We start from the raw sequence: 12,313 nt of genomic DNA, 5'->3' as shown, positions 1-12,313 counted from the left end.
CCGGCTTTGCGGCCTGCGTCGCCCGGCCCATTTCCGAGACCACAACCACCGCCGCCCCGCCGCCCACTGTTCCCACCTGCCTCCCCATCCGCACCCGTCGGGGAGGTCCAGGAGGGGGTCACCCCCTCCTGGCGGGGCTCGGGGCGGAGCCCCGTTTTCTTCCCGTCGTTCTCACTCCCGCACTACGCCAGATAGCCTTCGCGTTCGAGGTAGAGCAGCGTTTCCTGGGCCGCTTCGCCGGGGCTGAGGCGGCTGGTGTCCAGGCGGAGTTCCGGGTGTTCGGGGAGTTCGTAGGGGTCGTCGATGCCGGTGACGCCTTTGACGAGTCCGGCCCGGGCCTTGGCGTAGAGGCCTTTGCGGTCGCGCTGTTCGCACACGTCCAGCGGCGTGGAGACGTGGATTTCCACGAAGCCGCCGTGGGGCGCGACCAGGGAGCGGGCTTCCCGTCTGGCGCTGGCGTAGGGCGCGATGGGGGCGCAGATGGCGATGCCGCCGTTTTTGGTGATTTCGCTGGCCACGAAGCCGATACGGGCGATGTTGAGGTTGCGGTGTTCCTTGGAGAAGGTGAGTTCGCTCGAGAGGTGCCGGCGCACGATGTCGCCGTCGAGGAGCGTGACCGGCCGGGTGCGCAGTTCCATGAACTTGACGTAGAGGATCTTGGCCAGGGTGGATTTGCCCGCGCCGGAGAGCCCGGTCATGAAGAGGGTGAAGCCTTGTTTGGAGCGCGGCGGGAAGACGGCGCGCAGTTCGGCCGTGACTTCCGGCGGGGTGAACCAGGCCGGGACGTCCAGGCCGAATTCCAGGCGGCGGGTGAATTCCGCCGGCGTGACGTCACGGGCGGTCATTCCCTGGCCGACGGCGGCGCGCGGCAGGTATTGGGCTTTTTCCTCCACGTATTCCATGGGGGTTTCCGGGACCATGGCGATGCCGGTCTCGTCTTCGCTCTCGGCCACGAGGCGTTGGGCCTTGCCCGGCGGGTAGAAGGGCGTTCCACTGGCAGCCGTAGGGTCGGCGTGGTTCAGGCCCACCAGGGTATGGGTGCAGCCGTGGTTTTTCTGAACAAGGGCCTCGAAGAGGGCCTGGCGCGGCCCGGCGTTGAGCCGAAGCAGGGGGAGGAGGCTGAGGAGCAGGAGATTTTCGGGAAAGGCCCCGGAGAACAGGCGGGCGCAGCGCACGCCGACGAAGTGGGGCGCGCCGCCGGCCATGGCGTCGCCGGCGCAGCGCAGCAGCAGGATGCTGCCTTCGACGTCCGCCGCCGCCCGGCGCAGCATGGCGTGCTCGCGGTTGTGGAGCAGTGTGTCGGTCTGGCAGCCGATCACCCGTCGCCAGCCGCGCTGCCGGAACACGTCCCGAACGGCCTGGGGCGTGCGGCGCAGTTCCGGAAAGTCGGCATGGGGCGGCAGAGACACGCCCTCGACCGCGCCGCCCACGCGCCAGGGCGCGGTTTCCCGGGCGTAGGCCGCCGCGCCGGGGTGGCGGTCGATGTCCGCCGCGTCGAAGACGGCGGCCGCCTCGGCGTGCGCATCCGCCTCCCAGGCTTCGGACACGGTCAGCACCGCCAGCATGAAGCCTTCCTGGTCGCGCAGGGCCAGCTTCTCCCCGGGCGTGAGGCCCTGGGCCAGGGCGGCCGGCGCGTCGAGGCAGACGGGCATGGGGAAGAGGCGGCCGTCGGCCAGGCGCATGGAATCGAGCACGGCTTGCCAGTCCTCCCGGCCCATGTAGCCGGTGAGGGGAAAGAGGGCTCCGGAGAGCAGCAATTCGAGAGTGGCTTGCTGACGCGGGGACAGGGTCACGGACTTGTGGGAAAGGGACCGGGCCTTGAGCTCTTCGGCGCGATCCGGGGATGCGAGGAGGGCGTGCGCGGGAACGTCCATGGGAGATCCTCCCTGGTTGAGGTGCGCGGCGGCCTGCCGCCTCGATCGTCGGACCGGGCGGCGATCAGGCGAACATGGCGCACACGACGTCGAGATGCGATTCGGCCATGACCACCAGTTCCGGCAGTTCGCCGGGGGAGATGGCCGCGATGCGCCAGACTTCGGGCAGGAAGCGTGGGGTCAGGCGCTCGCCGCTGCCGCCGGAGAGCGTCGCGCCGGCGATCATGTCTGCCACGCAGATGAGCGCCGGCTCCAGCGGCACCTCGCCGCCGAGGGGGTCGTGGTGCCGCCACACGGCCTGCTCCAGGCTCTCGGGGAACCGCCACTTGCGCAGCAGCATGCCGCCGAGCTTGCCGTGGTCGAAGCCGAACATCTCGCGTTCCACGTCGACCAGCAGCCGTCCCGTGGCGGCGGCCCGGGCCAGGGCGGCGGCCGAGGCGGCGGGTTGCTGCTTGTAGAGCACGAGCCTGCCGATGTCGTGGAGCAGGCCGGCCACGAAGAAACGTTCCGGGCTCGGGTCGCCCAGGCGCGAGGCCAGGAGCTTGGCCACGAGTCCCACGGCCACGCTGTGCCGCCAGAACTGGCGCATGTCGATGCATTCCGGCGGGATGTCCTTGAAAAGGGGCAGCACGGACACGCCCATGGCCAGGGTGGAGAGCTGGTTGAGTCCAAGGAGCATGACCGCCCGGCTCAGGGAATCCACCGCCCCGGGAGGCAGGCCGCCGGAGACGCGCATGGTGCGGGCGTAGAAGGCGCTGTTGACGAGTTTGAGGAGCTTGGCCGTCAGGCTCGGGTCCTTGCCGATGACCGCCGCCGCCTCTTCCACGGTGGAGTCCGGGTCGCTTAGGACCTCGCGGATGCGCATGAAGACTTCCGGCAGGGAAACGAGCACCGGGTCGTTGGCCAGGATGCGTTCCGGCGCGAGGGCCGCTGGCGTGGCCGCCTTGGCGGACGGGATGGGGCAGGGGGGCGGCGGGGGCAGGGTGGCGGCCCGGTCCAGGGCCAGCCGGCGCAGGGCGGCGACCACGGGCTCGTCCGCCGGCAGATGGGCGAAGCGTTCGAGTATGGCCGCCTCGGGGGCGTCCCGCGAGGGGGCAGGCGGCGAGGCGTCGTCGTTTTTTACATCGATTGCCGCGACGTGCCAGCCGCGCAGCAGCCGGAGGTGCCCGTCGCTTAGCTCCAGGCCGGCTTCGAGGCGGTAGTTGCCGTCGAGGCTCTCGGCGTCCGCGGCCAGCACCATGCCGGCGCGCGCCTTGGAAAGGGGAAGTGTCGGCATGGGCGGTCCTTGTTTGCCTGCGCGACCGTATTTCGCGAAAGCCCCGGGCCTGTCGCGGCCCTGCGACGCGCAAGGAGTGTCCCTGGCGTCTATCATCGCCGCGTCCGGTGGGCAAGGGCGCGCCGGGAAAGGGGGTTTTCCGGGAGCGCGGCTTGGCTTATAAGAATTGTCCGGACCCGCGCGGCGATCTGGCCGCCCTCCGGCAGGAGGCCCCATGACCCCATCCCCGCTCATCACCGGCGACGGCCAGCTCGTTTCCATGGGCGACGTCCACTTCAACGACGAACTCGGCGCGCCCCAGGCCCTTGGCCTCATGCGCTTTTCCCACACCAGCGACACGCTTCGCGGCCTTGTGCGCGACCTGCGCGACCGGGCCGCCCGGGAAGGAACCTCGCTGACGGACTACATGGACTTAAGCGGCCGCAGCGGCCATTCGCGCATCGGCCTCGACGTGCGTCTGACGGGCGACCCGCCGGAGGTCTCGGACGCGGCCCGCACCGTGGAGGTCCCGGTGGCGCTGACGGCGCTCAACGCCGCCCTGGCCGAATCCCTGGCCGATCTGCGCGGATTGTGCCCGGACGGGGGAGTGGATTTCGGACGGCTTTTCATCCCGCGCGGCCCGGCCCTGTCCGGCGAGGCCATCGGCGCCGCCGTGGAGCGGGGCTGGCTGCTGCTGCCCGAGCGCCACCGCATCGACGCGGACGGGGTGGTGGAAATTCCCCTGGAGAACCTGCGCTACGCCCTGTCCTCGCGCCTGCTCGGCGTGGGACGCAATTTCGCGGAGATGGTGGTCAAGGGCAAGCACGGCCTGACCATCTTCCAGAGCCCGTCCCCGGCCGGGCTGCCGGCGCTTCTCGGGGCCAAGGAATTTCTCGTGGGCGCGGTGCGCATCGCCCTTGGGCCTTACCTAGCCTTCATCGTGCGCGAGACCTCGGCCCCGGGCGTCTTTCATCTGGCCTCGCGGCTGCTCGACGGCATCCGCACCACGGGCATCCGCACGCCGCGCCAGGTGGAACTCTACAACGGCGGCGAGGCGGCCGCGTCCACGAGCGAGCTGTCCGTGCGCCTGCGGCTCTACCCGGCCGACCAGGGACTGGCCCGGCTGGCCGAGCGGGTGCTCGCGCCGGGGCGGGCCCGGGAGGTGCTGGCGGCGGGCGTGGATTTCGCCGACCTGACCGACGTCTTCAACCCCGCAGTCACACGGGTCTTTTTCGACGAGGTCACGGCCGCACCGGGTCAGGGCGGGGTCTACGGCCGCATCCTCATGCCGGGCAAGACCATCGCCGTTCCCTGGGAGCAGGAGGAGGGCGAGTGGCTCCAGGAGTTCCAGTGGCGGCTGGTCTACGAATACGCCCGAGGCAACATCCCCGAGGGTGTGATGGAGGGCGAGGAGATCCCCAAGCGCGTGCGCCCGCTGCTCGAGGAACTCAAATACGTGGGCGGCGAGCAGAATCTGTCCAAGGTCTTCGTGTCCGACGCGCTGCCGCCGGTGGACACGCTGCGGGTGCTCAAGCGCAACGGCATCGGCGTGGTGGTGGCCCGGGGCATGGGCTGCGCCGTGGGCGAGGCCTGTCGGCTGCCCCACTTCCGCATGGACCAGACGCTGTACGAGGAGCTGGTGCGCCTGGAAAACGAGGGCATGCGCTTCTACCTGCTCCTTGAGGTGAACGGCGAGGCCCAGGTGCGGGAGTTCTTCCGGGGGCTTTGGGTGACGCGGCCGGGCAAGGAGCGGCTGCCGCGCGTGCACACCACCATGGCCATGTTCGGTTCGTCCGTGGACGTGCTGGGGCCGGTGCTGGCCGAGCCCATCGCCGACTTCCTGCGCCGGCTGCGGGACCATCCACGCCTGGGCGAGGGGTTCGGCGTGGCGCACGGCTCGGGGCCGGGGGTGATGCGCATCGTGGACGACGCGGCCGCGGGGCTCGACATCTACCGCCTGGGGGTGGGCATCGACGCCGAGGAGATCGGCCAGAAGACCAATTTCGCCCCCCAGGCCGTGGCCCAGTTCACGAACCTGGCGCTCAACACCCGGCAGGACATCCTGGACCGGCGCTCGCTCTTCAAGGTCTTCAACCTGGGAGGCTTCGGCACCTGCTATGAGATCAACATGGCGCTCACCTTCATGAAGATCGGCCAGTGTCTGCCCGCGCCCTACATCTTCATCGACCCGGTGGGCCTGGGGCCCGGGGGCGAGCCGTTCTGGCGGCAGACGCTCGCGCAGTTCCGCATCCTCTCGAGTGACCTGTCCGGCGGCGGCTACGAACTGGGGGCGCTCGGGCCGCGCTGGATCGTCAACTGCTGCCACGAGGTGGGCAGCTATGCCGAGGGCTATGCGGTCATGGCCGCCTTCCTGGACGACCCCGGGGCCTACTGGCGCGAGCACGAGATCCCACTGGAGAAGGTGCGGCTGGCCCGGCACAACCTGCGCGCGGCCGGCATGCCGATCCCGCCCTACATCGACGAGGCGCTGGCGGGAGATTAAAGGGGGGCGCGGCGGGCCACGACGGTTTCGCTTCGGATGCGCTCAAAACGGTTTTTGTGGTCGCGGATGGTCCAGGCGACGCTTTCGGCCTGCCGGGCCGTCCAGCCGGGGGCGTCGGCCAGGAGCTTTGCCAGGCAGGGGCCGCTTTCGCCGGCGTCCGGCCTGCCGCCGATCCAGTCCTCGGGCGCGGCGATGTCCGGCGACCAGGAAAAGGGATCGGCCACGAGAAGCGTGGCCGGCGCGGCGCACACCCGGCGGCATTCCTCGATGTGGCGGCGGGGCTTGGGCAGCTTGTCCAGGACGTTGAGCGAGGCGACCGTGCCGAAGCGGCCCCGGGCGAAAGGCAGGGCCAGGGCGTCGGCGCGTACGAATTCCACCGTGCCGCGCGGCAGGCGTTGCGGCAGCTCGCAGGAAAAGCGGGTGGTGAGCAGCCCCTGCCAGGGGGCGTCGAAGGCCAGGCCGCCCTGGCGGGCGATGCGGCGGGCGAGCGTGACGAAATTTCGCGACAGGTCGACGCCCACGGCCAACCCCGTGCGCGCGGCCAGCTCCAGGGTGAAGCGGCCCACGGCGCAACCGGCGTCGAGCGCCGGCCCGGAACAGTCGCCAAGGGCGGTCAGCCAGGCCGCGTAGGCCGGCGTGGCCTCGGGGTCGTCCCACAGGTCGGCGAAATGGGCCCAGAGGTAGGAGGCGGCGAGGCGCTCCTCGTCGTATCTGGCCTGTGCCTCGGGCACGGCCGCATGGCCGGGAACCAGATCGGCGACGCCGTCCGCAATGGCGTAGGCCGCGCCGCAGGCCGGGCAGGTCAACGTCCCGGCAATGACGTCGTCCCCTTCGCGACGGTCGGCTCGCAGTTCCAGTCCATATTCTTCCGGCAGGCACCCCGGACAGACCAGCAATTTCATCACCGCTTCCAGCATTTCCCCGCCTTCCCCCATCGCTCCCGCGCGGCCTCCTCCCATCGGGGAGGTCCAGGAGGGGGTGCCCCCTCCTGGCCGCCGGAGGCATTTTCCCCTCACTCTCCAACGATGCTGGCGATGGCCGCAAGCAGCGGCCCGGGAAACAGTCCCAGGGCGAGGACGCCGGCGGACACGGCCCACAGGACGGCGGCCGCCGCCGGTCCGGTCGGGGCGGGGAGGACGGGCAGGGCCTCGACGCTCTGGCGCATGTAGAGCGTGGCCACCAGGCGCAGGGCGTAGAAGATGCCGACCACGGCCATGAGGATGCCGAACACGGCCAGTCCGACATAGCCGGCCCGCAGGGCCGCGCCGAAAACCAGGAACTTGCCCATGAAGCCGGCCGTGGGCGGCAGGCCGGCCAGGGAGAGCAGGCAGGCGCACAGGGCACCGCAGCGCCAGGGGTAGACGTAGCCGAGGCCCCGGTAGGATTCGATGGCGTCGCGGTCCGGGCCGTCGCCGGAAAGCGCGCCCACGGCTCCGAAAGCGCCGAGGTCCATGAGGGCGTAGGCGGCCAGGTAGTAGAGCGCGGCCTCGCCGCCGCCGTCGTTGACCGCCAGGGCGGCCATGGCGAGGTAGCCCATCTGGCCGATGGAGGAGAAGGCCAGCATGCGCTTGACGCTTTTTTGCAGGAGCGCCCCGAGGTTGCCCACGGCCATGGTCAGGGCGGCCACGGCGACCAGGGCCGGAGCCAGGACGTCCATGGTCTCGGGAGGGGCCTCGGCGCAGAGGTGGAGCAGGGCGGCGGCCACGGCGGCCTTGGAGCCCGTGGAGAGAAAGGCGGCCACCGGGGCCGGCGCGCCCTGGTAGACGTCGGGCGTCCAGAGGTGGACCGGGGCCAGGGAGAGCTTGAACCCCAGGCCGACCAGGGCCAGGGCCAGCCCGGCCGCGACCAGGGGGCCGCCGGCGGCCAGGGAGTCGGCGATGTCCAGGCTGCCGCTTGCGGCATAGACGAGGCTTACGCCGAACGTCATGACGGCCAGCCCCACGGCGCCGGGCAGGAAGTACTTGAGCGCCGCCTCGGCCCCGAGCCCGTCGTCCGTGCGGGCGGCCACCAGGGCGTAGAGGCAAAGGGAGGCCAGCTCCAGGCCGAGGAGCAGCATGATCCAGTCCGTGGATTCGGCCAGCAGCAGCATGCCCAGCGCCGACCAGAGGACGAGGCCGTAAAGCGCGTCGCCGGCGAAGCCCCGGCGGTCGGCGAAGCGGGCGAGAAGTCCCGTCACGGCCAGGGTGATCACGCTGAGGAGGCCCGCGAAAAAGCGGGTCATGCCGCTGGCCTCGCCGCCGGTCCAGACGGCCCACAGGCCGGGCAGCAGGGCGAAGAGGGCGGCCACGACGGGCGTGAGGGAGCGGGCGGCGGCGCGGGGCAGCCAGGCCGTGCCCAGGGCGGCCAGGCCGCCGACGGCCAGGGCGAGGTGGGGGGCGAGATCGGTCAGGACGGCGGCCATAGAGCGTTCCTTCCGGATTACATGCCCGTCCCGGCGACGGGCCAGACATGGCCGGCCACGGCGTCCAGGGGCGAGGCGACGAGTTGCAGCACCGGGCCGGGGAAAAGGCCGAGCCAGAGGATGGCCAGGACCAGGGACACGAGCAGGGCCGTCTCCCGGGCGTCGAGGTCCGGGAAGGGCAGGCCGCTTCGGGCCGGGCCGAAGAGGGTGTCCCGGGCCAGACGCAGGAGGTAGATAAGCGTCGCGGCCATGCCGGCCACGGCGAAGCCGCCGGCCAGGCCATCGACCCGGAACAGGCCGAAGACCATCATGGCCTCGCCCACGAAGCCCGATAGCCCGGGCAAGGCGGCGGCGGCCAGGATGCAGAAAAGGAAGGCCGCGCCGAATCCCGGGGCCTTGTTCCAGATGCCGCCGAGCACGTCGAAGCGGCGGCTGCCCAGACGCTCGCCGATCATGCCGGCCTGGGCGAAAAGCCCGCCCGAGGTCAGGGCGTGGCTGACCATCATGACCACCGCGCCGCCGAGCGCCAGGCGCGAGCCCGAGACCACGGCGGCCACGGCCAGGCCCATGTGGCCGATGCTCGAATAGGCGATGAGGCGCTTGACGTCCTCCTGGGCCAGGGCCACGGCCGAGGCGTAGAAGAGCCCGAGCAGGCCGAGGATGGTAAGGAGCGGGGCGAAGGCCACGGCCGCTTCCGGGAAAAGGGGCAGGGCGAAGCGGATGAGCGCGTAGCCGCCGGTTTTCAGCAGCAGCCCGGCCAGGATGAGGCTGCCGGCCGTGGGTGCCTCGGTGTGGGCGTCGGGCAGCCACATGTGGACCGGCACCAGCGGGATTTTTATGGCGAAGGAGAGCACGAAGGCGGCGAAGAGCCAGCGGCCCGTGCTGACAGGCAGGGACAGGCGGGTGAGGTCGAAAAGCGCGAAGGTGGGGCCGTCCGGCAGGTCGGCGGAATGGATGCCGAGCGCGATGACGGCCAGGAACATGAGCAGGCCGCCCACGGCGGAGAAGAGAAAGAACTTGATGGCCACGCGCATGCGCTCGCCGTGGCCGAAGACGCCGATGAGAAAAAAGACCGGGATGAGCTGGGCCTCCCAGAAGAGCGCGAAGAGGAACACGTCCGTGGCCAGGAACACGCCCTGGACCGTGGCGAGCGAGGCCAGGATCAGGGCGTGGTACAGGGCCGGGCGCGAGGCGTCGTCGTGGCGCGAGGTCAGCATGCAGCACACGCCGATAAAGGCCGTGAGCACGACGAACACGAGGCTCAACCCGTCGCAGGCGAGGGTGTAGCGGATGCCCAGGGCGGGAATCCAGGCCGCGTCCTCGACCACGGGCAGGTCGGGCCGGCCGGCGGCGAACAGGAGCACGACGAGCCCGGCCAGGGCCAGCTCGGCCAGGGCCGCGCCCAGGGCGAAACGGCGGCAGGCCTCCCGGGAGCGCCGCAAAAGCGGCATGGCCAGGGCGGCGGCCAGGGGCCAGAAGACGAGCAGGGTCAGCCAGGGCAGTTGCCGCATGGGGGCTCCGTTACCTTAATTCCATCCTATCGCGAGCCAGAGCAGCAGGACGGCCGCGCCGGCGAAGATCGCGAGCAATGAGGCGGAGATGCGTCCGCCGCCGAATCGGGCCACGGCCAGGGACGCTCCACCGACGCCCGAGGCCAGGCCGGCGGCCGCGCCATCCAGGACGTCCTCGTCGATGCCGCGCCAGGCGAAGGCGGCGAGCTTTTCGTAGGGCGCGGCCAGACGCTTCAGGTAGAAGCCGTCCAGGCCGAGCCCGGCCGTGAGCCAGCCGGCCGGGGCCGGCGCGGGATGCCGGGCCGGACGGTACAGGCCCCAGGCGATGGCCAGCCCGGCCAGGGCGAGCAGGGCGTCGAGGCTTTCCACGAACAGTTCCGCCTGGGCGGCATGGGGCGGCAGGGGCGCGGCCACGCCGACGAGGAAGTGGTCGAGCCAGTCCTTGAGATGCAGGAATTCCGGTGGGTTGACGAAGCCGTACAGCACGGCCAGCCCGGCCAGGGGCCACAGCGGCCACTGCATGCGGGAAAGGGCCGGGTCGGGATGCAGGCGGGCCGGATCGGCGGGTTCGGAGAAAAAGGCCACGAAATACATGCGGAAAACGTAGATGGCCGTGATCAGGGCGGCCAGCGCGCCCATGGCGAAGGCGGCCAGGAAGACCGGATCGGGATGGGTCAGGGCGTCGGCCAGGGTCCGGCCCTTGCTGCAATAGCCGGAAGTGAAGGGGATGCCGGCCAGGGCGGCCGCGCCGCAGGTGAAGAGAACGAAAAGGCCGGGGTAGCGCCGCCGCAGGTGCGCGCCCATGCGGAAGATGTCGTGCTCCTCGCCGCAGGCCTGGATCATGATGCCGGCGCACATGAACAGCAGCGACTTGAAGAAGGCGTGAGTCTGGAGGTGGAAAAGCGCTCCGGTCACGTCGGCGCTGCCGGCGGCCAGGAACATGTACCCGACCTGGCTGATGGTGGAATAGGCCAGGATGCGCTTGACGTCGCGCTGGCCCAGGGCGCAGCTCGCGCCGTAAAGGGCCGTGGCCGCGCCGATGCACGCCGCCGACGCGCCCACGGACGGGGCGTAGGCCAAAAGCGGGTCCAGGCGCATGAGCAGGTAGACCCCGGCCGTGACCATGGTGGCGGCGTGGATGAGCGCCGAGACCGGGGTGGGGCCGGCCATGGCGTCGGGGAGCCAGGAGGAGAGCGGCAGCTGGGCGGATTTGCCGAGCGCCGCGAAGAGAAAGCAGAAGCCGATGGCCGCGGCCATGCCCGGCGAGAGGACCTCGGCCCCGGCGGCGAGGCCCGAAAGCGACGCCTCGCCGAAGGAGGCCACGACAAGGGCCAGCCCGGCCACGTAGCCGAGGTCGCCGATGCGCGTGGTGATGAAGGCCTTGACCCCGGCGTTCACGTTCTTGCGCTCCTCGTGCCAGAAGCCGATGAGCGCGAACGAACAGAACCCCACGCCCTCCCAGCCCATGAAAAGCAGCAGCAGGTCGTCGGCCAGGGCGATGAGCAGCATGAAGAAGACGAACAGGTTCAAGTAGCAGAAATAGCGGGAATAGGACTTGTCTTCCCGCATGTAGCCGGCGGAGTAGAGGTGGATGAGCAGGGCCGTGCCGGTCACGGTAGCGGTCATGACCGCGGCGATGCGGTCGTAAAGCAGCGAGAAGGCGGCGGAGAAGCCGTCGAAGGCGAACCAGCCCCCGAAGGAGACGTGCACCGGCGCGACCGGGCAGCGGGCCAGGGCGAAAAGCGCGGCGGCCAGGGCCCCGGCCACGGCCAGGGCGGCCGCCGCGCCGCTGGCCCGCCGGCCCACGGACAGGCCCCAGCCGGCCTGGAACACGGCCCCGGCCAGAGGGAAAAGCAGCATCAGGGCAAGGGCGTTTTCCATCATTCCCCCGAAAGTCGGCGGTAGCCGTCGATGTCGGTCGTGCCGCCGCCGCGCCGGGCATGGACGAGCAGGGCCAGGCCCAGGGCGGCCTCGGCTGCGGCCAGGCCCATGACCAGGATGACCGCCGCCTGACCGTCCAGGTTGCCGTGGGCCAGCGCGCCGCCGACGAAGGCGGTGGAGGCGGCCGTCAGCATGAATTCCACGCCGACCAGGATCATGAGCACGTTGCGCCGGCAGGCGGCGCACAGGCCGCCCACGGCGAAAAGGAGCGCGGCCACGACAAGGACGTGGGACAGGGGCACGTTCATGCCGGTTCGCCTCCCTTGTGTCCCCGCCTGGCCCGGCCGAGCAGCAGCACGGCGGCCAGGGCCGCGAAAAGCAGGATGGAAACGGCTTCCACGGCCAGCCAGTAGTCGCCGAAAAGCACCGCCCCCACGGCCCCGGGCGCGGCCGTGGCCGCCGGCAGCGGCGTCAGGCCGGCCGGGTCGCGGATGAGGAGCGTAAACAGGGCGACCAGGCTGGCCCCGACCAGCACGCCCGGCGCGGCCAGCCGCGTCGCCGGTACCGAGCCCTGGCCCACGGGCAGGCCGAGCAGCATGATGATGAACAGGAAAAGCACCATGATGGCCCCGGCGTAGACCACCACCTGCAACGCGCCGGGCAGTGGCGCGCCGAGGACCGTGAACACCCCGGCCGAGGCCAGGAAGGCGACGACGGCGCAGCACACGGCGTGGATGGGATTGCGCCGGGTGGCGGCCAGGCCGGCGGCGGCCAGCATTACGGCGGACAGCAGGTAGAACAGCGCGCCGAGGGCGGTCATGACGGCCTCCGGGCGGCATGTGCAAGGGGGGAAGCCTCCGGCGGCCAAGGGGCTGGCGCCCTTTGGAA

General features: G+C 71.0%; 9 protein-coding genes. 1 reads left to right on the top strand and 8 read right to left on the bottom strand.

All coding sequences use genetic code 11. The annotated features are described in order from the left end of the window. Positions 1–182: 182 nt before the first annotated feature. Positions 183–1,874, bottom strand: a complete 1,692-nt coding sequence (locus Q1K70_RS08980; RefSeq protein ID WP_300158017.1) for a bifunctional sulfate adenylyltransferase/adenylylsulfate kinase — start codon at positions 1,872–1,874, stop codon at positions 183–185. A 64-nt stretch (positions 1,875–1,938) separates the two neighbouring features. Continuing rightward, the gene (locus tag Q1K70_RS08975) at positions 1,939–3,150 is read right to left on the bottom strand and encodes an HDOD domain-containing protein (RefSeq protein WP_300158015.1); all 1,212 of its coding nucleotides are present in this window, start codon (positions 3,148–3,150) and stop codon (positions 1,939–1,941) included. Positions 3,151–3,364: 214 nt separating this feature from the next. Here Q1K70_RS08975 and Q1K70_RS08970 point away from each other — a divergent pair, with 214 nt between their 5' ends. Continuing rightward, positions 3,365–5,632, top strand: a complete 2,268-nt coding sequence (locus Q1K70_RS08970) for a Rossmann fold nucleotide-binding protein (protein ID WP_300158013.1) — start codon at positions 3,365–3,367, stop codon at positions 5,630–5,632. Here the strand turns inward: Q1K70_RS08970 and Q1K70_RS08965 are convergent. The 6 genes from Q1K70_RS08965 to Q1K70_RS08940 all read right to left on the bottom strand — a co-directional run bounded on the left by Q1K70_RS08965 (position 5,629) and on the right by Q1K70_RS08940 (position 12,245). Next, on the bottom strand, positions 5,629–6,549 hold the full coding sequence (locus Q1K70_RS08965) for a methyltransferase domain-containing protein (protein ID WP_300158011.1): 921 nt from the start codon (positions 6,547–6,549) through the stop codon (positions 5,629–5,631). The two genes, Q1K70_RS08970 and Q1K70_RS08965, sit on opposite strands and share 4 nt — an antisense overlap. Positions 6,550–6,644: 95 nt before the next feature. Then, positions 6,645–8,033, bottom strand: coding sequence for an NADH-quinone oxidoreductase subunit N (locus tag Q1K70_RS08960; RefSeq protein ID WP_300158009.1), 1,389 nt, complete (start codon positions 8,031–8,033; stop codon positions 6,645–6,647). A gap of 17 nt (positions 8,034–8,050) precedes the next feature. Further along, positions 8,051–9,544 carry an NADH-quinone oxidoreductase subunit M gene (locus Q1K70_RS08955; protein ID WP_300158007.1) on the bottom strand — a complete coding sequence of 498 codons (1,494 nt, stop codon included), beginning with the start codon at positions 9,542–9,544 and terminating at the stop codon, positions 8,051–8,053. Between the two features lie 15 nt (positions 9,545–9,559). Beyond that, positions 9,560–11,425, bottom strand: coding sequence for an NADH-quinone oxidoreductase subunit L (locus Q1K70_RS08950; protein ID WP_300158006.1), 1,866 nt, complete (start codon positions 11,423–11,425; stop codon positions 9,560–9,562). Further along, a complete protein-coding gene (gene nuoK / locus Q1K70_RS08945) occupies positions 11,425–11,733 on the bottom strand; it encodes an NADH-quinone oxidoreductase subunit NuoK (RefSeq protein WP_300158005.1) in 309 nt (102 codons plus the stop codon). The genes Q1K70_RS08950 and nuoK overlap by 1 nt, the downstream gene beginning before the upstream one ends. Beyond that, positions 11,730–12,245 carry an NADH-quinone oxidoreductase subunit J gene (locus tag Q1K70_RS08940; protein ID WP_300158004.1) on the bottom strand — a complete coding sequence of 172 codons (516 nt, stop codon included), beginning with the start codon at positions 12,243–12,245 and terminating at the stop codon, positions 11,730–11,732. The genes nuoK and Q1K70_RS08940 overlap by 4 nt, the downstream gene beginning before the upstream one ends. Between the last annotated feature and the right edge of the window lie 68 nt (positions 12,246–12,313).

The sequence above is a fragment of the Solidesulfovibrio sp. genome, assembly GCF_029978005.1.
Taxonomy (GTDB): Bacteria; Desulfobacterota; Desulfovibrionia; order Desulfovibrionales; family Desulfovibrionaceae; genus Solidesulfovibrio.
This window is presented reverse-complemented; position numbering and strand designations above follow the sequence as displayed.